Source organism: Micromonospora sp. CNZ296, assembly GCF_007827635.1.
Window position 1 is genome coordinate 145,629 of record NZ_VISW01000010.1, and the last position, 20,526, is coordinate 166,154.

The 20,526-nt window shown below is 72.9% G+C and carries 24 protein-coding genes; 6 read left to right on the forward strand and 18 right to left on the reverse strand.

The window, feature by feature from the left end; translation table 11 throughout:
• Nucleotides 1-2: 2 nt before the first annotated feature.
• Together FB455_RS18180 and FB455_RS18185 are read right to left on the reverse strand one after the other, a co-directional pair.
• Nucleotides 3-959 carry a zinc-binding dehydrogenase gene (locus tag FB455_RS18180; RefSeq protein ID WP_013289324.1) on the reverse strand — a complete coding sequence of 319 codons (957 nt, stop codon included), beginning with the start codon at nucleotides 957-959 and terminating at the stop codon, nucleotides 3-5.
• Nucleotides 960-1,014: 55 nt separating this feature from the next.
• Nucleotides 1,015-1,473 carry an Lrp/AsnC family transcriptional regulator gene (locus FB455_RS18185; RefSeq protein ID WP_013289323.1) on the reverse strand — a complete coding sequence of 153 codons (459 nt, stop codon included), beginning with the start codon at nucleotides 1,471-1,473 and terminating at the stop codon, nucleotides 1,015-1,017.
• Nucleotides 1,474-1,532: 59 nt separating this feature from the next.
• Between FB455_RS18185 and ddaH the strand changes: the two genes are divergently transcribed.
• Entirely contained in the window at nucleotides 1,533-2,366 is an 834-nt protein-coding gene (gene ddaH / locus FB455_RS18190; RefSeq protein WP_013289322.1) for a dimethylargininase, read from the forward strand.
• A 92-nt stretch (nucleotides 2,367-2,458) separates the two neighbouring features.
• Here the strand turns inward: ddaH and FB455_RS18195 are convergent, their stop codons facing one another.
• A complete protein-coding gene (locus FB455_RS18195) occupies nucleotides 2,459-3,679 on the reverse strand; it encodes an ABC transporter substrate-binding protein (RefSeq protein ID WP_013289321.1) in 1,221 nt (406 codons plus the stop codon).
• Nucleotides 3,680-3,728: 49 nt separating this feature from the next.
• Complete coding sequence (locus FB455_RS18200; RefSeq protein ID WP_013289320.1) at nucleotides 3,729-4,556, reverse strand: alpha/beta hydrolase family protein; 828 nt, start codon at nucleotides 4,554-4,556, stop codon at nucleotides 3,729-3,731.
• 57 nt (nucleotides 4,557-4,613) lie between these two features.
• On the opposite strand from FB455_RS18200, the gene FB455_RS18205 reads away from it, so the two are divergent.
• The gene (locus tag FB455_RS18205) at nucleotides 4,614-5,204 is read left to right on the forward strand and encodes a bacterial proteasome activator family protein (RefSeq protein ID WP_013289319.1); all 591 of its coding nucleotides are present in this window, start codon (nucleotides 4,614-4,616) and stop codon (nucleotides 5,202-5,204) included.
• Between the two features lie 35 nt (nucleotides 5,205-5,239).
• Here FB455_RS18205 and FB455_RS18210 read toward each other — a convergent pair whose 3' ends face one another.
• The 3 genes from FB455_RS18210 to FB455_RS18220 all read right to left on the reverse strand — a co-directional run bounded on the left by FB455_RS18210 (nucleotide 5,240) and on the right by FB455_RS18220 (nucleotide 7,775).
• Nucleotides 5,240-6,052, reverse strand: a complete 813-nt coding sequence (locus FB455_RS18210) for an HAD family hydrolase (RefSeq protein WP_013289318.1) — start codon at nucleotides 6,050-6,052, stop codon at nucleotides 5,240-5,242.
• The gene (locus FB455_RS18215; RefSeq protein ID WP_013289317.1) at nucleotides 6,052-6,873 is read right to left on the reverse strand and encodes an HAD family hydrolase; all 822 of its coding nucleotides are present in this window, start codon (nucleotides 6,871-6,873) and stop codon (nucleotides 6,052-6,054) included. Before FB455_RS18215 ends, FB455_RS18210 begins: the two co-directional genes overlap by 1 nt.
• Nucleotides 6,874-7,040: 167 nt before the next feature.
• Complete coding sequence (locus tag FB455_RS18220) at nucleotides 7,041-7,775, reverse strand: hypothetical protein (RefSeq protein WP_013289316.1); 735 nt, start codon at nucleotides 7,773-7,775, stop codon at nucleotides 7,041-7,043.
• 118 nt (nucleotides 7,776-7,893) lie between these two features.
• Here FB455_RS18220 and FB455_RS18225 point away from each other — a divergent pair, with 118 nt between their 5' ends.
• The 3 genes from FB455_RS18225 to FB455_RS18235 all read left to right on the forward strand — a co-directional run bounded on the left by FB455_RS18225 (nucleotide 7,894) and on the right by FB455_RS18235 (nucleotide 9,571).
• Nucleotides 7,894-8,322 (forward strand): OsmC family protein, encoded by a 429-nt coding sequence (locus FB455_RS18225; protein ID WP_013289315.1) that lies wholly within the window; start codon nucleotides 7,894-7,896, stop codon nucleotides 8,320-8,322.
• 89 nt (nucleotides 8,323-8,411) lie between these two features.
• Nucleotides 8,412-8,756: a metallopeptidase family protein gene (locus FB455_RS18230; protein WP_026268384.1), complete on the forward strand. Its 345-nt coding sequence runs from the start codon at nucleotides 8,412-8,414 to the stop codon at nucleotides 8,754-8,756.
• 95 nt (nucleotides 8,757-8,851) lie between these two features.
• Nucleotides 8,852-9,571: an AIM24 family protein gene (locus FB455_RS18235; RefSeq protein WP_013289313.1), complete on the forward strand. Its 720-nt coding sequence runs from the start codon at nucleotides 8,852-8,854 to the stop codon at nucleotides 9,569-9,571.
• Between the two features lie 42 nt (nucleotides 9,572-9,613).
• Here the strand turns inward: FB455_RS18235 and pheA are convergent, their stop codons facing one another.
• The 4 genes from pheA to FB455_RS18255 all read right to left on the reverse strand — a co-directional run bounded on the left by pheA (nucleotide 9,614) and on the right by FB455_RS18255 (nucleotide 12,536).
• Nucleotides 9,614-10,570, reverse strand: coding sequence for a prephenate dehydratase (gene pheA / locus FB455_RS18240; protein ID WP_013289312.1), 957 nt, complete (start codon nucleotides 10,568-10,570; stop codon nucleotides 9,614-9,616).
• 10 nt (nucleotides 10,571-10,580) lie between these two features.
• The gene (locus tag FB455_RS18245) at nucleotides 10,581-11,120 is read right to left on the reverse strand and encodes a hypothetical protein (RefSeq protein ID WP_013289311.1); all 540 of its coding nucleotides are present in this window, start codon (nucleotides 11,118-11,120) and stop codon (nucleotides 10,581-10,583) included.
• Nucleotides 11,121-11,205: 85 nt separating this feature from the next.
• Nucleotides 11,206-11,655 carry a hypothetical protein gene (locus FB455_RS18250; protein ID WP_013289310.1) on the reverse strand — a complete coding sequence of 150 codons (450 nt, stop codon included), beginning with the start codon at nucleotides 11,653-11,655 and terminating at the stop codon, nucleotides 11,206-11,208.
• 143 nt (nucleotides 11,656-11,798) lie between these two features.
• Nucleotides 11,799-12,536 carry a hypothetical protein gene (locus tag FB455_RS18255; protein ID WP_013289309.1) on the reverse strand — a complete coding sequence of 246 codons (738 nt, stop codon included), beginning with the start codon at nucleotides 12,534-12,536 and terminating at the stop codon, nucleotides 11,799-11,801.
• Between the two features lie 162 nt (nucleotides 12,537-12,698).
• Between FB455_RS18255 and FB455_RS18260 the strand changes: the two genes are divergently transcribed.
• Nucleotides 12,699-13,913: an arginine deiminase gene (locus tag FB455_RS18260; RefSeq protein WP_013289308.1), complete on the forward strand. Its 1,215-nt coding sequence runs from the start codon at nucleotides 12,699-12,701 to the stop codon at nucleotides 13,911-13,913.
• Nucleotides 13,914-13,923: 10 nt separating this feature from the next.
• On the opposite strand, the gene FB455_RS18265 is transcribed toward FB455_RS18260, so the two are convergent.
• The 7 genes from FB455_RS18265 to FB455_RS18295 all read right to left on the reverse strand — a co-directional run bounded on the left by FB455_RS18265 (nucleotide 13,924) and on the right by FB455_RS18295 (nucleotide 20,407).
• Entirely contained in the window at nucleotides 13,924-14,808 is an 885-nt protein-coding gene (locus FB455_RS18265) for a DUF5926 family protein (protein WP_013477492.1), read from the reverse strand.
• Nucleotides 14,809-14,894: 86 nt separating this feature from the next.
• Nucleotides 14,895-15,311 (reverse strand): ATP-binding protein, encoded by a 417-nt coding sequence (locus FB455_RS18270; protein ID WP_404803126.1) that lies wholly within the window; start codon nucleotides 15,309-15,311, stop codon nucleotides 14,895-14,897.
• A gap of 64 nt (nucleotides 15,312-15,375) precedes the next feature.
• Nucleotides 15,376-16,830 (reverse strand): sensor histidine kinase, encoded by a 1,455-nt coding sequence (locus FB455_RS18275; protein WP_030272676.1) that lies wholly within the window; start codon nucleotides 16,828-16,830, stop codon nucleotides 15,376-15,378.
• 76 nt (nucleotides 16,831-16,906) lie between these two features.
• Nucleotides 16,907-17,698 (reverse strand): glycerophosphodiester phosphodiesterase family protein, encoded by a 792-nt coding sequence (locus tag FB455_RS18280; protein WP_145754217.1) that lies wholly within the window; start codon nucleotides 17,696-17,698, stop codon nucleotides 16,907-16,909.
• 15 nt (nucleotides 17,699-17,713) lie between these two features.
• Nucleotides 17,714-18,049, reverse strand: a complete 336-nt coding sequence (locus FB455_RS18285) for a rhodanese-like domain-containing protein (protein ID WP_013289303.1) — start codon at nucleotides 18,047-18,049, stop codon at nucleotides 17,714-17,716.
• A gap of 28 nt (nucleotides 18,050-18,077) precedes the next feature.
• On the reverse strand, nucleotides 18,078-18,953 hold the full coding sequence (locus FB455_RS18290) for an LCP family glycopolymer transferase (protein ID WP_145754220.1): 876 nt from the start codon (nucleotides 18,951-18,953) through the stop codon (nucleotides 18,078-18,080).
• Nucleotides 18,954-19,192: 239 nt separating this feature from the next.
• Nucleotides 19,193-20,407 (reverse strand): LCP family protein, encoded by a 1,215-nt coding sequence (locus FB455_RS18295; protein WP_013289301.1) that lies wholly within the window; start codon nucleotides 20,405-20,407, stop codon nucleotides 19,193-19,195.
• Between the last annotated feature and the right edge of the window lie 119 nt (nucleotides 20,408-20,526).

A 20,526-nucleotide genomic window follows, 5' to 3' on the forward strand; every position in this document is an offset into this window, starting at 1 on the left:
GCTCAGCGTACGTCGAGCAGGGTCTTGCCCAGGGTTTCCCGGGCCTCGATCGCGGCGTGCGCGGCGGCGGCCCGTTCCAGCGGGAAGCGCTGCCCGATCAGCGGCCGCAGCCGCCCGGCCGCGCCCTCGGCGAGTGCCGCCTCGGTGAGGGCGCGCAGCTCGTCCGGGCCGGGCCGGGGGCTCAGCAGCGTCACCCCGCGTGCGGCTGCCGACTCGGCCGGGATGTCCGCCCAGGTGCCGCCGGCCAGCCCGAAGCTGAGCATCCGTCCCCCGGGGGCCAGCAGGTCGAACGCCTCCCGGGCGAGCGGCCCGCCGACGCCGTCGAACACCACGTCGACGGCGCCCACCGAGTCCCGGACCCGGTCGGTCCAGCCCGCCCGCCGGTAGTCGACCACGACGTCGAGCCCGGCGGCACGGAGCACGGCCACCTTGCGGGAGCCGCCGACGGCGGCCACCACCGTGGCGCCGGCCCGTGCGGCGAGTTGGACCAGCAGCGATCCGACCCCGCCGGCCGCCGCCTCCACCAGGACGCGGTCACCGCGCCGCAGCCCGGCCGCCCGGGCCAGCATCAGGGCGGTCCGGCCGTCGGCCATCAGCGCCACCGCCGCGTCCAGCGGCAACCCCGGGGGTACGGGGACAGGCGCACCCTGGTCGACCACGACGCGCTCGGCGTACCCGCCGGTGCCGCCGGTGGTGGTGACCACGACGCGGCCGGCGAGCGCCGGGTCGGCGTCCGGTCCCAGCGCGGTGATCGTGCCGCCGACCCCGTTACCGGGGATCACCGGCAGTTCGGTGCCGAACGGCCCGAAGCCGCTGGCCCGGAACATCGTCTCGACGAACGTGATGTTCGCGTGTGCCACGTCGACGAGCACCTGGCCCGGTCCGGGTGCCGGGTCGGGCGCCGTCCCCGGCACGAGCACCTCCGGTCCGCCGAACTCCCGCAGCCACACCGCACGCATACCGCCCCCTCGCTTCAGGCCGGTCACCAGTGCACGACATGAAGCGAGGTTGAGGTCAAGGCGTGGACGGTCCGACGCCGGGGGACTCGACCAGCCGGGAGAGCACGATGGTGCTGCGGGACGAGGTGACGAACGATTCGGCGCGCAGCCGTTCCAGCGCCTCCTCCAGGTGGGAGATGTCCGCGGCGCGCAGGTGCACGAGCGCGTCCGCCTCGCCGGAGACGGTGTACGCGCCGACCACCTCGGGGTGCCGGCGGGCGGCGGCGCCGATCTGCGCCGGCGTGGTCCGGCCGGCGCAGAACAGCTCGACGAACGCCTCGGTGGTCCAGCCGACCGCGGCCGGGTCGACGACGGCGGTGAATCCCCGGATCACCCCGGCGGATCGGAGGCGGTCGACGCGTCGCTTGACGGCGGGGGCGGAGAGTGACACCCGGCTGCCGATGTCCGCGTACGAGGCGCGAGCATCCGCGACGAGTAACGCAATGATTCGCTGGTCAACCGCGTCTATCTGCAACGTTCTGCTCCCGGGAAGCAATGCTTGTGGCTGTTACCAAAGTTGTACCGTACCTACTCTTGGTGACCGTGAACCAGCAGCGAGTCTCGCGAAAGCGGACATATCTCATGTGCTCGCCCGAGCACTTCACGGTCGAGTACGCGATCAACCCGTGGATGGACGTGACCACGCCGGTCGACGCCGACCTGGCGGTCAAGCAGTGGGACCGGCTGCGCGAGACGCTCGTCGGGCTGGGCCACGAGGTGCACCTGCTCACCCCCGAGGCGGGTCTGCCGGACATGGTCTACGCGGCCAACGGTGCCTTCGTGGTCGACGGCAGCGTCTACGGCGCCCGGTTCAAGCACGAGCAGCGGTCCGCCGAGGCCGCCGCGCACCGGGCGTTCTACGAGCAGCAGGGCTGGCGGTTCATCGCGCCGAGCGAGACGAACGAGGGTGAGGGCGACTTCGCGTACCTGCCGGAGGCGCACGGCGGCCTGATCCTGGCCGGGTACGGCTTCCGGACGGAGCCGGCCGCGCACGCCGAGGCGCAGGAGGCGCTCGGGCGGCCGGTGGTCTCGCTGCACCTGGTCGACCCGCGCTTCTACCACCTGGACGTCGCGCTGGCCTCGATCGACGACGAGAACGTCGTCTACTACCCGGGGGCCTTCTCGGCTGCGAGCCAGAAGGTGCTGGCCCAGCTGTTCCCGGACGCGATCGTCGCGGACGACGAGGACGCGCTGGCGTTCGGCCTGAACCTGGTCAGCGACGGGCTCAACGTGGTGCTGAACAACGAGGCGATCCGGCTCGCCGGCAAGCTGAAGGCGGCCGGCTACCACCCGGTCCCGGTGGAGCTGGCCGAGCTGAAGAAGGGCGGTGGCAGCGTGAAGTGCTGCATCGCCGAGCTGCGGCACTGAGCCGAGGCTCGACGCCACGCCACGCCACGCCTCGGCGCGAAGGGCGGCCTCCCGGTGGGGAGACCGCCCTTCGCGTGTGTACGAGGGCTTTGTCAGCCCAGCGTCGCCAGCTCGTTGATCACGACGTTGGAGAGCAGCCGGCCGTCGGTCTGCACCCGGCGCAGGTACCACTTCTGCTGCGGGGTACGCGTCTGGTTGAACTGCCAGGTGCCGCGCGGGCTGTCCACCTGGCCGACCTTGCCGAGCGCCAGGTTGACCTGCTGCGGCGAGGGGTTCCCCCCGGCCAGCCGGATCGCCTTGTCCAGCACCAGCGCGGCGTCGTAGGAGGCCATCGCGTACGTGGTGGGCGCCGAGTTGAACGTCTTCCGGTACGCGGAGGCGAAGATCCGGTTCGCGGTGTTGTTGAGGTCGGCCGAGTAGTTGAGCGCGGTCTCGATGCCGTACGTCTGGATCAGCTTGCGCTCGCGGCCCTTCTCCCCGTCGTCGAGCTGGTCGAGCGCGGTGCCCTCGGTGAGGAAACCGGGGGCGTAGATCGGTCCCCGGTAGCCCTGGGCGTAGAGCTGCTTGACGAACTGCACGGCCTGCGCGCCGGAGTAGTGGCAGAAGACCGCGTCCGGGTTGCGCCCGAGCGCCTTGCGGATCGGCCCGGAGTAGAGCGACCGGGAGGGGTTGGGGTCGTCGTCGGTGAAGATCGGATCCTCGGTGAGCCGGCGGCCCCGCTCGTACGCGCGCCGCAGCCCTTCGATGACGTCCTGGCTGCCCGGGCCGCGGGTGCCGAAGATGGCGATCCGGCTCGACGCGTCCAGCTTCTGGCGCAGGTACTCGCCGAGCGCCTCACCGGGCTCGGTCAGCACGTACGACGTGCGCCAGATGTAGACGACGCCCTGGAGCGTCGACGGGGAGGCGTTGGAGCCCAGCAGGGGCACCCGGGCCTCCTCGACCGCGTCCTTGATGCCGGTCATCACGGTGGGGCTGACCACGCCGGTGAGCGCGAGCACGCCCTCCTTGAGCAGCCGGTCGACGGCGGCCTTTCCGGTGGCGGCGGTGTCGCCCTCCTCGGCGGTCACGACCGTGACCGGGTGACCGGCGATCTGCTGGCCGCGCATGCTGAGGAAGAGCTGGAAACCGTTGGTGATCTCGTCACCGATGGCCTTGTTCGCCCCGCTGCCGGGCACGATCAGCCCGACTTTGATCGGGCTGCCGGATCCGGCCTCGTCCCCGGTGTCGTCCCCGGATCCGCAACCCGCCGCCAGTCCGGTGGTACCCAGCGCGGCCAGCAGTTGCAGCGCCCGCCTGCGGTTCATCTGTGCCACCGAATTTCCTTCCCGACGGGGCGGCCATGGTGCACACCCCTTCGGCGTTCTACCTGGTCGACGACGCTGCGTCAATGCCCGGAAGATCATCGTGAAGCGACCGCAACGCCTCCACCACCTGGGGCCATGCGGTGGAGCCCGGTGCGATCAGCCCGAAATGCTCGCATTCGGGCAGCTCAACGAGCGTGGCGGAGCCTCCGGTGGCCCGATCTGCCGCCACCCAGGATCGGCTGATCGCGATCGGGACCTGGACATCTTGATCACCGTGGATGACTACTGTGCGTGTTCGGATGGGCACCAATGCCGATGGATCCGCTGCGGCGTACCGGTCCGGCACGTCGTCCGGGCCGCCGCCGAGCAGCGCGGCCACCGCACCCTCGTCCAGGTCCAGCCGGTACGCCTGCGCGAGGTCGGCCACCGGCGCCAGCGCGAGCACCCCGCCGACCGTCTCCGGGGCGTGCGCGGCCACGTACAGGGCCAGGTGCCCGCCCGCGGAGTGACCGACCAGGATCGGCGGCACGGGCGCCACCCGGCCGGGCAGCGCGGCGGCGGCGAGTTCCGGCAGCGCGGCGATCCCGGCGCGGACGTCGGTCAGCGTGTGCGGCCAGCCTCCGTCCGGCCGGCCGGTCCGGCGGTACTCGATCTGCGCGACCGGGTGGCCGAGCGCGGCGAGCGCCGCCGCCATCGGGCCGGTGTGGGCCCTGTCGTACTCCGCCCGCCAGAAGCCGCCGTGCACCACGACCACCAGCGGCCGGGGCGGCCCGTCGCCGGCCGGGAGGCGCAGGTCGGCGCACTGGTCCGGATGGTCGCCGTAGGAGACCGTGGCATCCGGGGGCGGGGACGGGCGGGTCAGCACCTCGCGCGGGTCGGAGAGCATGCGGCGACCGTAGCGTCCCCCGGACCGGCCGCGTGCACATGGTCGGCGTGGGTAAAGATGGGTGCCATGACCGAAGCGCACTCCGCCGGACACGACGACGAACAGGGCAACGATGGCATCCCCGGCACCGTGGTGGTGGTCGGGCCGGACGGCCGCCCGGTCGGCACGGTGCAGACCGACGAGGGCAAGGGCGAGGACCCGACCCGTCTGGTCGAGCAGCCGGCCAAGGTGATGCGGATCGGCAGCATGATCAAGCAGCTGCTGGAGGAGGTGAAGGCGGCGCCGCTCGACGACGCGAGCCGGCACCGGATGCGGGAGATCCACGAGCGCTCGATCGTCGAGTTGAAGGAGGGCCTCGCCCCCGAGCTGCGCGAGGAGCTGGAGCGGATCTCGCTGCCGTTCACCGAGCAGCAGGCGCCGAGCGAGAGCGAGCTGCGGATCGCGCACGCCCAGCTGGTGGGCTGGCTGGAAGGGCTGTTCCACGGCATCCAGGCCGCACTGGTGGCCCAGCAGATGGCCGCCCGCGTCCAGCTGGAGCAGATGCGTTCCGGCCGCCAGGCGCTGCCCAGCGGCCCGGGCGGCGTGATGCCGGGCATGCCCGGGATGCCCGGCGGCGGCGAGGGCCACGCGCCCGGCCAGTACCTGTGACCCGTCGGCCGGGGCGTGTCATGCGCCCCGGCCGGTCAGTCCAGCTCGAAGACCTTCTCCAGGTACGCGGCCACGCCGTCCTCGGTGTTCGGCCCGGTGACCTCGTGTGCGATCTCCCGTACGGCCGGATGGGCGTTGGCGACGGCCACCGCCCGTCCGGCCCAGGCCAGCATCGGCACGTCGTTGGGCATGTCGCCGAAGGCCACCACGTCCCGCTCGTCGACGCCCAGCCGCTCCGCGTACCAGGCCAGGCCCGCCGCCTTGGTCACACCGGCGGCCGAGATCTCGATCAGCCCGCTGTACGACGAGTGGGTCGCCTCGGCCAGCCCTTCCAGGGCGCCCGCCACCACCCGCACGAAGACGTCCGGATCCTGCTCACCGGCCCGGGCCAGCAACTTCACCGCGGGCGCGGCCAGCAGTTCCTCCGGCGACTCGACGGCCCGGATGGCGTCGAGGTCGGCGTCCCAGCGCAGCGGGTAGTGCACCTCGTGCCGCATCTGGCGGCTGTCCACGATCTCCACGGCGAGGCTCACGCCGGGCACCTCGGCGCGCAGCCTCCGGGCCACCTCGGCCAGCAGTTCCGGGGCGAGCGGGTCGGCCCGCAGCACCTGGTCGGTGGCCGGGTCGTACACCACCGCGCCGTTGGCGCAGATGGCCGGCAGCGGCGCGGCGAGCTGCTCGTACACCATCGGGAGCCAGCGGATCGGACGGCCGGTGACCAGGACCACCGGGGTGCCGGCGGCGGCGATGCGGGCCAGCACCGCGGCGGTACGCGGGCTGAGCGTCCGGTCGTCGCGCAGCAGCGTGCCGTCGATGTCGGAGGCGACGAGCCGAGGTGGATCTTCCATCACCGGGAGAGTAGCCGGTCCAGGTAGACCGCGACCCCGTCGTCGTCGTTGCGCAGGGTGATCTCGTCCGCCGCGGCGCGCACCTCCGGGTGGGCGTTCGCCACCGCCACCCGTGCCCATCCCGCCCAGTCGAACATCGGCAGGTCGTTCGGCTGGTCGCCGAAGACCAGCACGTCGGCCGGGTCCACACCGAGCCGCTCGGCGATGACGCTGAGCCCGCTGGCCTTGTCGGTGCGGGGCGGGCAGATCTCGATGAAGCCGAGCCCGGCCTGGGTGAGCGTGGCCACGTCCGGCGGCACGATCGCCCGCGCGGCCGTCAGCAGCTCGTCCACGTGGTGGTCGGCGGTCCGGGCGAACGCCTTGATCACGTCGCAGGACAGGCATTCGACCCGGCTGCGCGCCTCGAACCGGTCCGGGTAGGGCCAGCTCGGGTGGTAGTCGCCCCACAGCGGTGCGTCGTGCTCGTCCGACGCCTCGACCATCACGGTGAGCGGGCCGACCGCCGCTTCCAGGTCGGTGAGGATGCGGGCCAGCACCTCGCCGGGCAGCCGCTCGTCCCGCAGCACCAGGGGCCCTTCCGGGTCGCTCTGGTCCACCACCCGGCCGCCGCCGGCCATCACCAGGAAGTCGGCGGCCCGGATGTCGTTACGGGTGAGTTCGGTCAGGCGCGGTCCGCGGCCGGTCGCGCCGACCACCGGGATCCCGGCGGACCGCACCCGGTCCAGCACCCGATGGGTGTACGCGGAGACGGTCTCGTCGCTGCGGACGAGCGTGCCGTCGAGGTCGGTGGCGATCAGCTTGGGCAGTCCCGGGCGGGTCATGGTTCCTCCTTCGCCCGCCGCCGTCACGCCGGCCGACCAGGTCCTCGGTGCCGCGACCATGGGACGGCGGGCAGCAACCGTATCTCGCGGAACGGGCGGCAACCACGGCTTTCCGGCGAATCGGCGGCGAAGCTCCGGTGGCCGCCGGAGGTGCTGCCGGACCTGGTTCAGTACGCCCGTTCGGGGCCCGCGAACGGCACCGTGGGCTGCACCGTCAGATCCGCCGGGGCCGGGGGCACGTCGTCCTCGTCCGCCCGGCGGCGGCGCTCGGGCCGGTCGTCGTCCGGCTCCCCGTCGGTGGGCGTCCCGCCGGCCGCCCGGCCGGCCAGGTGCAGCGCGGCCGCCAGCAGTGCGACAGCGACGAACGCGCTGACCAGGCCGCGTCCGTGCTCGACCTGAAGGCGCTGCTCGCCGACGAAGAACAGGATGCGCCGGGCCAGCTGTTCGAGGGAGGAGGCGGTCGCGACGAGCACCCCGAGCACGCCCGCCGCGAGACCCAGCCCGGCCAGCCGGGCGTGCTGCCGCACCGCCGGGGCGCCGCGCAGCGCCAGCCCCACCGCGACCGACAGCCCGAGCAGGCCCACCAGGTACGCCGTACCGAACCCGCCGATCTCGGAGATGCCGCTGGTCAGCCGGGCGGGTGCGTCGTCGCCCCGGGTCTCGGCCGGCACCGTGATCGCCAGCCACTCGCCGATCAGCGAGGCGATCGCGGCCACCGCGCCGAGCCCGGTGAGCACGGGCGGCAGACGGCGGTCCCGGCCCAGCGCGGCGAGCGAGCGCGCGGCCCGGCCGGACGACTCCGGCTCGGTGTCGCCCCACTCGACGATCGTGGTGTCGTCGGACCTGTTGTCCTGCATGGGGATTCGCTTGTCCTGCCGGGGAACGGGGAGATCCTGCGACATGGCCACCCTTCCCGTGCGCGGGCCTGCGTCGAATCATGGCACAGCCCGCTTCCGCCGGCCGGGATCACGACCCCGGGGTCCGGTGCGGGGCGGCCCGCTTTCGGTTAGCGTCGGTGCCATGCCTATCCGTACCGCATCCGCTCGCTGGCAGGGCAACCTCACCGAGGGGTCCGGCACCGTCCGCACCGGCAAGGGCGGCCTGTCCGGCAACTACTCCTTCAAGTCGCGCTTCGAGGAGGGCGAGGGCACCAACCCCGAGGAGCTGATCGGCGCCGCGCACGCCGGCTGCTTCTCGATGGCTCTCTCCAAGCAGCTCGCCGACGCCGGCGCCCAGGAGACGGCGGTGGAGACCACCGCCAAGGTGCACTTCGACAAGACCGACGCCGGCATGACCGTGACCCGCATCGACCTGGAGACCGTGGGCCAGGTTCCGGGCATCGACCAGGCCGAGTTCACCAAGCTCGCCGAGGCGGCCAAGGAGAACTGCCCGATCTCCCGGCTGCTGTCGCCGGGCGCGCAGATCACGCTGAACGCCCGTCTGGCCTGACATCGCGTACGGCACGGCGGGGGTGTCCTGCGGGACGCCCTCGCCGTGCGGTGTGCCCGATCCGGAGGGAGTGACCGGGCCGCGTGGCCGTGGAGATGAGCCGGGACCGGTTCGAGGAACTGGTCGGTGAGGCGCTCGACGAGGTGCCCGAGGAACTGCTCGGGTTGATGAGCAACGTGGTCATCCTGGTGGAGGACGACCCGCCGCCGGGTGAGGACCTGCTCGGCCTGTACGAGGGGCACGCGCTCACCTCTCGCGGCTGGGACTACTCCGGCGTGCTGCCCGACCGCATCCTGATCTACCGCAACCCGATCCTGGCGATCTGCGACACCGACGACGACGTCGTCGACGAGGTGGCGGTGACAGTGGTGCACGAGATCGCCCACCACTTCGGCATCGACGACGAGCGCCTGCACGCCCTGGGCTGGGGCTGACCGGCCTCCGGCGCGTCCCCGCCCGGCTGATTCCGGCGGTTGCGCCGGTCCCCTAACCTGCGGGTCAGGCAGATCCTGATGCAGGAGGAAAACCCATGCGCAGCGCGCTGTTCTCCGCGGAGAACCTTGAGAAGGAGTCCCAGCAGCCCGGCATGCGGTTGCAGAACTCCAAGATGCTGAAGATCGAGCTGAACGGCGAGGCGATGGCCCGGGTCGGGTCGATGGTCGCCTACCAGGGGCAGGTGCAGTTCCAGGCCCTCGGTTCCGGCGGCATCGGCAAGTTCATCAAGCAGCGGCTCACCGGTGAGGGAGTGCCGCTGATGAAGCTCTCCGGCCGCGGCGACGTCTTCCTCGCCGACTTCGCCAAGGACGTGCACGTCATCGACCTGGAGCCGGGCGACGCGCTGTCCATCAACGGCTCCAGCGTGCTGGCGTTCGACTCGACGCTCCAGTACGATATCAAGATGGTCGGCGGCGCCGGTTTCGCGTCCTCGTCCGGCCTGTTCAACTGCGTCTTCACCGGCCACGGCCGGATCGCCGTCACCACCAAGGGCACCCCGGTGGTGCTCAACGTGGACGCGCCGACGTACGTCGACCCGCAGGCGGCGGTCTGCTGGTCGGCGAACCTCCAGACCGGCTACCACCGCGCCGAGCAGCTCGGCCTGGGCACGTTGCTCGGCCGCAGCACCGGTGAGGCGTTCACGATGAGCTTCGCTGGCCAGGGCTTCGTCGTGGTCCAGCCCTCGGAGGAACCTCCGGTGGCCGGCAGCGGCTCCCAGCAGCAGGGCGGCGTGCTCGGCGGCCTGCTTCAGTGACGGCCGGTGCCCGGGGCGTCCGCCGAGGTCGCCCCGGGCCGGTCAGCTCAGCTCGCCGGCCCGCAGCCGGGACACCCAGGCCGCCGCGTCGGCGTAGTCGGCGTCGGTGAGCCCGGCCGGCACCGGCGTCTGCTGGTCACCCGCCGCCGTGCTCCAGCGGTGCCGGGGGTACGACCCCAGGAACCGCACGTCGGCGCAGACCCGGCGCAGCCCCTGCAACGCCTCGCCGAGGCGTACGTCGGCGACGTGTCCGGCGCAGTCCAGGAAGAACACGTAGCGGCCGAGCGCCTCGCCGGTCGGGCGGGACTCGATCCGGGTCATGTTCACGCCGCGCACCGCCAGCTCCATCAGCACCGCCAGCAGCGCACCCACCCGGTCGTGCGCGAGGCACACCGCGAGCGAGGTCAGGTCGTCGCCGGTGGGCGGCGGGGGCGGACCGGGGCGGGACACCAGCGCGAAGCGGGTGACCGCGTCCGGGTGGTCGGCGATCTTGTCAGCCAGCACCGCGAGCCGGTGCCGGGTCGCGCCGATCGGGGCGCAGATGGCGGCGTCGTACTCGCCGCTCGCCGCACCGGCCGCCGCGGCGCCGTTGGAGAGCACGTCGACCACTGTGGCGTCGGGCAGGTGCTCCCGCAGCCACCCCCGGCACTGGGTGGACGCCTGCGGGTGGGCCGCGACGGAGCGGACGTCGGACAGCGTGGTGCCGGTGCGGGCGGCCAGCACGAACTCCACCGGCAGGACCACCTCGCGGGTGATCACCAGCGGGTCGCCCTCGACCAGTTCGTCGAGCGTCACCCCGACCGCGCCGCCGATGGAGTTCTCCAGCGGCACCAGCGCCGCGTCCGCCTCCCCGGCGCGTACCGCGTCGAGCGCCTCGCCGACGCTGCGGGCGGGTGTGCGGTCCCCGCGCTCGGCGGCGGGCACCGTTCGCAGGGCCTGCTCGGCGAAGGTGCCCTCGGGGCCCAGGTAGACGAAGCGGGTCGGCGGTGTTCCCGGCATGCCGACCAGCCTACGCACCCGGCGTGCCGTCGCAGGCCAGGGTACGGATGCCGACCGGCGCCACGGTCCGTACCTCGACGCCGCACACGTCCGTGCCGGCGGTGACCAGCCTCGGCGTGCCGCTCTCGCCGCGCGTGACCACCTGCAACTCCTCGTGCCCGGTGACCGTCAGCACGGTGTACTGCCAGCCCTCGGCGCAGAGCGGACCGGTCGCCACGGTGACCCGGACGTCGCGGGGCAGTACGCCGGCGGATCCGCGCAGCAGCGCGACGATCCGGTCGCCGGAGGGCCGCCCCCGGCAGGGCGCCGCGGACGCCGGTACGGACGGGGAGAGCGTGGGCGGGAGGACGGGCGTCGGTGGGGCCGATGTCGCGCTCGGGCTGGGCGTGGCGGACGCCGACGGGACCGGGACGGGCGTGGCGGCGGCGGGTGGCGCACGCAGCTCGGGCGGGGTGCCGCAGGCGGCGAGGGCGAGCAGCGTCAGCAGCGCCAGCGGACGGTGGCGGCGTCGGGGGCGTGGGGTGCGGGGCACGGGGGCGTCCTCGGGCATCGAGGGATGTCGTCGTGTGGTGGGGCCGAGCCCATCGTAGGAGGATGACCGGCCCGGGGTGAAGGGCGCCGGGTGTCGTCGCGGGTCAGACCGCGGAGAGGAAGGTGAGCGAGCCGGCCACCGCGCCGTCGGTGAGCACCGGCGTGGAGATGGCGTCGACCGTCCGGCCGGCGTCGGAGCCGGGCCCCTGAACCCGCAGCAGGCCGCGGGCGAGCCGCCCGGAGTGCAGCGCGAGCAGCGGCGGGATCTTGTCGGTCTCCTGCTCGGTCAGCTCGCTCGGGCTCGCCGTGAAGTCGACCAGGCGCAGGCCGCCCTCCAGCAGCGGCAGACCGATCACGTCCTCCGGGGCGCCCAGGCAGAGCAGGTCGCAGCCGGACGAGGAGATCGCCACGACAGTGGTGCCGGCGTCGATCAGCAGGCACGGCTCGGCGGCCCGGGAGACCATGCCGGACCACTGCCCGAAGTTGTCGGACTCCTGCTCGGTGGATGCCGCGGGCGCGAACACTTCCGAGAGTGAGAGTTCGACGTGGGCCACCGCGCCTCCTATGTACACCGACGGTCTGTCCACGCTAGCCGGTCGGTGCGGCGGAAGCATCGGCTGCCGGGCGGCCGGCGACGGCGCGGACCGACGGAACCAGTCGGGGCGGTGCCGTGGGCCGCGTGGCGTCGCCGGAGACGTTACCGGCGGGCGGCCTGCTTGTCAGCGGCCGTTCGGCCCTCGTCATACCACCGGTAGTCGGCGGTTGGACGGTACGTGCCGTTGAACCACGTCGCCGGCGCCTGCGCGACGCGGGAGAGCTTCTCGGCGGTGGCCGGGCTGATCCGGTTCCCACCGGCCACGAGCAGGCGGTCCAGCTCGCGGTGGGTGGCCATGAGGCAGTCCTTCGGCAGGCCGTAGACGCTGATCACCCCGGAGCCGACGAACGTCAGCACCGGGGTCACCGGGATCGGCAGGCCGACCGCGTCGGAGAGGGCCTTGCTGGCCCGCTTGGCGTCCCGGCGCGCCTCCGCCACGTACGGCGGGCGCTTGCCGTTGATCTGGACCACGTCTCCGGCCACGAGCACGCGGGCCCGGCCGTGGTCGGCGATGGTGACAGCGAACAGACCGCTCGGACCGATGGCCAGGAACCCGGCCCGGTCGTCGCGACCGCGGTCGAGCAGCATGTCCGCCGGGTCCGTCCGGGGCCACTCGATGACGTGCCACGCGGGACCGAGATGGTCGAGCTGGCCCAGGGCGCGGGCCCCTGCCGCTTCCAACCGGCGGGCCCCCCGCTCCGCCCGGCGACGCCGGGCCCACTCCAATGGAGTCGGTCGGGCCGGCTCGAGCACCGAGGTGGGCTCGACCCGGGAGTGCGGCACCGTGCGGGGCGGCAGTGCCCTGCTCGGTACGGCTCGACGAGCGGGAAAGACAGTCATCGCGACCTCCGGCAAAAGGTCTCTCGAAGTTATGTCTCCACTACCCTACGTTGCACACCCGGGGGCTCGGCAAGTTGGACCGCCGGAGTGAGTGCGGATGAATGCCATATTCATCCACACTTCTTTTCCGGATGGTGCGCAAGCCTGCCCTAGGCTGCGGGAGTGACCCACTATGTGGACAGCGAAGTCGCCCGCCTCGGGACGGTGCTGCTGCACCGCCCGGGACCGGAACTGGCCCGCCTCACCCCGCGGAACAACGACAGTCTCCTCTTCGACGCTATCCCATGGGTGGGACGCGCGCAGGAGGAGCACGACGCGTTCGCGGCGGCGCTGCGGTCCCGCGGGGTCGAGGTGCTCTACCTGGCCGACCTGCTGGTCGAGACGCTCGCCGTGGCGGACGCCCGGGCCGAGCTGACCGACCGGGTGCTGCGGTCCCGCCGGCTCGGCCACACGCTGCGGCGCCGGGTCGCCGACCATCTGGCGTACCTCGACCCGGCCGGACTGGCCGACGTGCTCACCGCCGGGCTCGCCCACGAGGAACTGCGGATCGGCGCCGACCGCCCCGGCGGTCTGGTCTGGACGCTCATGGACCGGCACGACTTCGTCATCGATCCGCTGCCCAACCTGCTGTTCACCCGCGACTCGTCGGTCTGGATCGGCGACCGGGTCGGTGTGACCAGCCTGGCCATGCCGGCCCGGCGGCGGGAGACCACGCTCACCGACGCGATCTACCGCTACCACCCGCGCTTCGTCGGCACCGAGTTCGTCTACCACCCCCGGCTGGAGCACCTGGAGGGCGGCGACGTGCTGCTGCTCGCGCCGGGCGTGCTCGCCGTCGGCGTCGGCGAACGCACCACCCCGGCCGGCGCGGAACGGCTGGCCCGGCAGGTGTTCGCGGCCGGGCTGGCGCACACCATCCTGGTGGTGCCGATCGCGCAGGAACGCGCCACCATGCACCTGGACACGATCTGCACCATGGTCGACGTCGACGCCGTGCTGATGTACGCGAACGTCGCCGACCAGATGTCCGCGTACACGGTCATCGCCGGCGCGGACGGCGACGACCTGCGGGTCGACGGGCCGGCGCCGTTCCTGCGGGCCGCCGCCGACGCGATGGACCTCGACCAGCTCCGGGTGATCGACACCGGCCTCGACCCGGTCACCGCCGAACGCGAGCAGTGGGACGACGGCAACAACACGCTCGCGATCGCGCCCCGGCTGTGCGTCGGCTACGAGCGCAACGTGGAGACCAACGCGCAACTGGAACGGGCCGGCATCGAGGTGATCGCCATCGCCGGGTCGGAGCTGGGCTCCGGGCGGGGCGGCCCGCGCTGCATGTCCTGCCCGCTGGTGCGGGAGAAGGGCGGGGCCGCCTGACCCGGAGACGTCAGCGCAGCGTCAGCTGCCGGCCGAGCAGGCCCTGGCGGGCCCGGCGGCCGGCCGCGTCGAGCGGTTCCCGCTCCGCGACCGCCTCGGCGTAGCGCTTGGCGAACTCCGCCACCGGCGCCTCCCACTCGGCGGCCGGGGTGTCCTCCGGCAGGTCCCAGACCGGCGCGAGGCGCCCGTGCGCCCGGAACATGCCCGCGAACTTCGTGTCGTCGCCGAGCGTCAGCGCGCCCGCCGCGGCGAGCCGGGACAGCGCGTCCAGCGCGGCGTCCTCGTCCTCCGGCAGGACCAGGCGCACGTGGGCCTTCTCCGGCACCTGACACCAGTACGCGGCCGGCGCGGCGGCCAGCTTGACGGTCGGGTAGATCGCCGAGTTGGCCCGCTCCAGGGACGCCTGGACGTTCGGGTCGTCGGCGGCGCCCGGGTCGAGCCAGAAGTCGAACCCGTCGTGCATGGTGATCTCCAGCGGGCCGTCCACCAGGATGTCCTGGAGGCGGGGGCCCGGCCCGGGCAGCGGCGGCACGCTCACCTGGCCGCCCGGCTCGGTGCGCAGCGCGGAGATCAGCGCGTCGGCCAGGTCACGGGAGACGTCGCCGGACTGCTGGTGCCGTTGCAGGCCGATGAAGACCCGCCCGTCGGGCTTGGTCATCGCCGGGGCGGCCATCGGCAGCACGGTGGCCAGCGTGACCGGCCGGTCGCCGTACTCCTCGATCAGTTCCGGGGTCAGCCGCAGCGGCGCGGACGCGGCCGGGACCAGCTCGCGCAGGGCGATCCACTCCGGCTCGTCCGCCAGGCCCTCGAACGGCCGGGGCACGAAGACGTCGCGCACCTTCTCCCGCTTCGGGGTGGCCTCGCCGGCCCGCTGGTTCTTCCGACGCTTGCTCATGCGCCCGCTCCGCTCCGCTCGCTCATGGCGAGACAGCCTAGATGCCGGGTCTCGGCGGTGGGGGCCGGACCCGCCCGCCGCGTCGGTCAGCCGGCCGCGACCAGGTCGGTCCGCTGCGTCGGGACCGGGTCGAACCGCGCCCACACGCTCTGGCCCAGGCCGTCGCGCTCCACGCCCCAGCCGCTGGCGAGCCCGGCGACGATGTGCAGCCCTCGCCCGTCCGCCGCGTCCGGCGAGGCGGTACGCATGCACGGGCCGGCGCCTGATCCTCCGTCGGTGACCCGGAGTTCGACGCTCGGCCCCTGCTCGGTCGGGCGCAGCCGCCAGGCGACCCGCACGACGCCGCCGGGCAGCGCGTCGGCGTGCCGGACCGCGTTGCCGACCAGTTCGGCGAGGACCGCGACCAGGTCGGCCACCAGGACCGGGGGTACGACACCGGTCAGCTCGTCGGCGAGCCGGTGCCGGGCCAGGCGCGCGCCGGTGGGGTCGTGGGGCACCACCACGCACCACGACCGTTCGGCCGGACCAGTCGACACGTCGTTCCTTCCCCGCCCGTGAGCGCCCCGGTCAACCCCGGGGCAGCCGCACCTCTGCGACCGTACCGCCACCGGCTCTGGGCCGGAGGGATACCCATCCATTCTGCTGTTCAACGATCTGGCGGACGAGATAGAGACCGAGCCCGGCGCCGGGATACCGGCGGCGGTCGCCGGACTCCCCCTGCCAGAACCGGTCGAAGGCCCGCTCCACGTGTTCCGGCCGGATGCCGATGCCCCGGTCGGCCACCCGGAACGAGACGGTCCGCTCGTTCGCCTCCGCGGTGATCTCGATCGGCGTGTCCGGCAGCGAGTACTTCCCGGCGTTGGTGCCCAGTTCGGTGAGCACCGTGGCGAGGCTGTGCCGGTCGCCGAGCGCCTTGGGCAGGTCGGCGGGCAGGTCGAGCACGACCCGGTGCCGGACGTCCGCCGGCAGGTCCACCACCGCCGCGCGCAACGCGTCGACCAGGTCGAACGGCGCGGCCGGTTCGCCACCGGGACGGTTCTCGGTGGCGGCGGTCAGCAGCCGGTCGACCAGGCGGGCCAGTTCGTTGGCGCGCTGGCCGATGATCCGGGCGGCCTGCCTGCGGTCGCCGTCGCTCAGCGAGTCCCAGTGGTCGGTGAGCGTGTCCGCGTACCCCTTGATGACGGTGACCGGCGTCCGCAGCTCGTGGCTGGTCACCGCGACGAACAGGTCCCGGTCGTGGTCGCGCCGCTGCTGGTCGGTGGTGTCGCGGAAGCTGACCACGCGCAGCGCGTTCGGGCCGGGCAGTTCGCCGGAGGTGATCCGCAGCCAGCGGCCGTCCGGCAGCCGGTGGTCGAGCACCTGGCCGGGTGGCGGCAGCGGGAACGGCAGCGGCCGGCTCAACGCCTCGTCCGCCGGCCGGCCCGTCACCTCGACCGCGGCCGGGTTCCAGAGCCGGACACGTCCGTCCCGGTCCACCACCGCGAGGCCGTCGGCGAGCGCCGCCACGACCGGGCCGTCCCCGTGTACGGGCAGGCCGGTCTGGTCGCCGTACATGTGGGCGATGCACGCGGCGATGTAGCCGATGACGGCACGTTGCGAGGGTTGCAGCGGCTCGCCCAGCGGGTAGAGCGCGTGCAGGCTGCCGACTGTCAGCCCGCCGACCTCGGCACGTGCCACGATCATCCGGCAGAGGCCCCGGCCGGCGACCTCGACGGCGAGCGCGCCCGGGATCGCGTCGACCCGGACCTCCCGCACCGGCGGGCCGGCGAGCAGGCAGACGGTGGCGGGGTCGGTGGCGGGCAGCGGGCGGCCGAGGACGAACTCGGCGCTGCCGGTCGCCGCGATCACCCGTCCCCCGGCCGGGGTGAACTCCACGAAGACCAGACCGGCGGCGCCGACCGCCGGTTCGACCTCGCGGAGCAGGCGGGTGAGCACGGCGAGACCTGACTCGCCCGAGTTGATCATGTTGATCACTGCGGTGTGGCCGGCGATGAAGGCGGGGTAGTCGGTTCGCTCCGGCATGTCCCGAGTGTGCCGCGCCGCCCGCGTCCGTGACACCCCCGGCCGGTCGACCGTCCCCGGTACCGATCGACGGGACTCACCGGCCCAACCGGGCCAGCGCGTGGGCCGGCCGGTCCGTGATCACCCCGTCCACGCCGGCTTCGAGCACGAGTTCCAGGTCCTCCGGCTCGTTGACGGTCCAGACGTACACCGAGTTGCCGGCGGCGCGCAGCGCGGGCACCAGCCGCGGGCGGGCCCGGACGAGGTCCACACCCGGGCCGGCGATCCGGCTGCCGAACGGCAGCCGGCCCAGCGGCAGCAGGCGCGGCAGCATCTCCAGCAGCAGCACGGTGGGCAGCGCCGGGGCGAGTTCCCGGACCCGGCGTACGGCGAGCGGCGAGAACGACATCACCGTCACCTGGACGGGATGGTCCGGGCGGGGCTCGGCCAGCCCGTACCGGCGCAGCATCTCGACCAGGCGGCGCTCGACCTCGCCCCGGTAGCGGGACGGATGCTTGGTCTCGATCAGCAGCCGGACCGGCCGCCCGGCGGCCAGCACCGCGTCGAGCAGCCGCTCCAGCGTGAGCAGCCGGGTGTGCGACTCGTCCAGCGGCGCGTCGTCCTCGGCGAGCGTCGCGGCCCGGTGCCAGGAGCCGAAGTCCAGCGCCTCCAGTTCGACGAGTGTCCGCGCGCTGACCAGCCCGCGGCCGTTGCTGGTGCGGTCCAGCCGGCGGTCGTGCACGCAGACCAGATGCCCGTCACGGGTCAGCCGGACGTCGCACTCCAGCCCGTCCGCGCCCTCGTCGAGAGCGCGCAGGTAGGCGGCGAGCGTGTGTTCCGGCAGGTCGTACGAGGCGCCGCGATGGGCGAAGACCAGGGGGACGGTCATGGCCGCGTCACCGACTCAGGCGACCCGGCCCGGCTGCCCGTCGTCGGTGACCACCGGACGGCCGGCGGCGGCCCAGTCGCCCATCCCGCCGTCGACGTTGCGCACCTGGTCCCAGCCGTTGCGCATGAGGTAGCCGACCACCTGGGCGGACCGGCCGCCCGAGCGGCAGATCACCGCCACGTCGCGGTCCTGCGGGATCTCGGCGATCCGGGCGGGCAGCTCGGTCATCGGCAGGTGGTGGGCGGCCGGCGCGTGGCCGGCGGCCCACTCGTCGTCCTCGCGGACGTCGAGCAGGTAGACGTCGTCGGGCACGGCCGACGCGGGCACGCTGGGTAGTGAGGCTCCGAACACGGTAACCAAGCCTAGTCGCCCACGGCGCTCACAGCCGGTTGACCCAGCGCGGGTTGGCGCCGGCCCATTCCGGTACGCGCGTGTCGCGCAGCGCGGTGAACAGCCCGCCGCCGCCGTTGTCCAGCACCACGTACGAGACGCCGTCGATGGTCTGCGGGTAGGAGGGCACCTGGACCCCGCGCAGGGCGTCCGCGGGCAGGCCGCGCAGCGCGAACAACAGCTCGTCCAGGGGTACGCCGTTGGTGTCCACGGTCAGCGCCCCGCCGGCCGCGCGCAGCACGCGGTCCAGCTTGACCGGGTCGCTGCGCAGCCGCGTCTCGCCCGCCCGGTCGAGCACCGCCCGCAGCATCTGCTGCTGGTGCCGCTGCCGGTCGTAGTCGCCACCGGGCAGGTCGTAGCGCTGCCGCACGTAGTCGAGCGTCCGCGCGCCGTCCATCTGCTGGCAGCCGGCCTCGAACTGGTACCGGGTGTGGATCGAGCGCACCGGCGTGTCCACGCACATCCGGATGCCGCCGAGCTGGTCGATCACCTCCTTGAAGCCGGAGAAGTCGACGAGTGCGGCGCCGTCGAAGCGGATCCCGGTGAGCCGGTTCAGGGTGGTGCTGAGCAGGCGCGCGCCGCCCTCACCGCCGCCGCCGTGCTCGTACGCGGCGTTGACCTTGTCCTGGCCGCCGGGGAAGCCTGGTGCCGCGGGGAGCGCCACCAGCAGGTCGCGCGGCACGGAGATCAGGTACGCCTGCCGCATCCCGGCCGGTACGTGCACGATCAGGATGCTGTCGGAGCGCTGGTCCTCCGGGTTCGCGCCGGGCCGGTGGTCGGAGCCGATCAGCAGGTAGTTGAGCGCGCCGTCCAGGTCTGTCCGCTTGTTGCGGGCGGCCGGGTCGAGCAGTTGCTCCTTGGCCACGGTGCGGTCGTAGCGCGAGGTGAGCCAGTGCAGTCCGGCGACGCCGAGCGTGGCGAGCAGGACCAGGACGAGTCCGGTGCCGAGCAGGAACCGGGCCCGGCGGGCGGGTCCACCCCGCCCGCGTCGGTTCCGTGCTGGCCTGGACGTGACGATCCCCCCGTAGCCGCGACATGAGACCCGCTCACGTCAGGCTACGGGGGGATCGGCCGACCGGTATCGCTTTCGCGCAGGTCAGCGGGTCATTTACGGGTGGAGAGGACGTCCGGGTTGTTCACCACGAAGTCGGCCAGCTTGTCGTTCTTGACCGCCTGGAACATGTCCATCGTCGCCTCGTTGAACGTCTCCCGGCCGTTGCCGTTGCCGGCGAAGGTGCCGCCGTTGGTCCGCAGGGTGACCAGGTCGTTCCCGTTGAGGTTCTTGAGCGTGAAGATGAAGTCGGCGATCGGCACGCCGCCGGTGTCCAGGACGAACGCCTTGCCGGCCGCCTTCATCAGAGAGTTCAGCTTGATCGGGTTGGTGAGCATGCCGCCCTCGGTGGCCTTCTTGGCCATCGCCTTGATCAGCTGCTGCTGGTTCTGCTGCCGGTCGTAGTCGCTGTTCGGCAGGCCGTAGCGCTGGCGGGAGTAGTCGAGCGCCTCCCAGCCCTCCATCTCCCGGCAGCCCTTCTTGTGCACCACTGCCTTGTACGGCTTGCCGGTCTTCTTCGCGTCGGCGTTCCACATCGGCTTGCCGTCGACGTACGACATGTGGTGCGACTTGACCTCGTGGCTGACGCAGATCCGCACCGAGCCGAGCGCGTCGATCACGCTCTTGAAGCCGCCGAAGTTGATGATCGCGGCGCCGTCGAAGCCGATGCCGGTCATCGACTTGATCGTCTTGGCCATCAACTGGGCGCCGCCCTCCCAGCCGCCGCCGTTCTGGGCGCCGTGGAAGAAGGCCGCGTTGATCTTGTCGGTGCCGCCCTTGTAGCCGCTCTTCTCGAAGGCCGGGATACGCGCCTCGGTGTCCCGGGGAATCGAGATCAGGTACGCCTGGTCGTGGCTGGCCGGGATGTGCAGGATGATGATCGTGTCCGACCGGACGTCGTCGGCGGCCCAGCGGGCCCGTGCGTCCACGCCGAGCAGCAGCATGTCGATCGGGCCTTCGAGGCTGCTGCCGCCCTCGGCGTCGGACTTGCCGGCCTCACCGAGCAGGTTGCGCTGGGCGATGTTGTTGGTGGCCTGACCGATGACCGCCTTGCTGCCGACGATCGCGACGCCGCTGGTCACCATCAGCACCGCGCCCAGCACCAGCGTGAGCTTCGCCCAGAGCGGGTCCTTGCGCTTGGTGCGCTTCTTCTTGCCACCGCCGGGACCGCGACCGCCGGAACCGGGCTGTGTGGGGATGACCGGAGGGACCCGCCCGGATGATCCGGGTGCCGGTGACTGCGGGCGACGGCTGGTCTGGACCGACATGCGTGCTCCAGCTCGGTGATCGGGGGCGGGACCACTTTACGTATCTGTTCCCGTTCTCGCGACCTCGTAGGGTCGCAATTCCCGTCAATACCGGCCGACATCTTCGGGTTGTGGCCGAA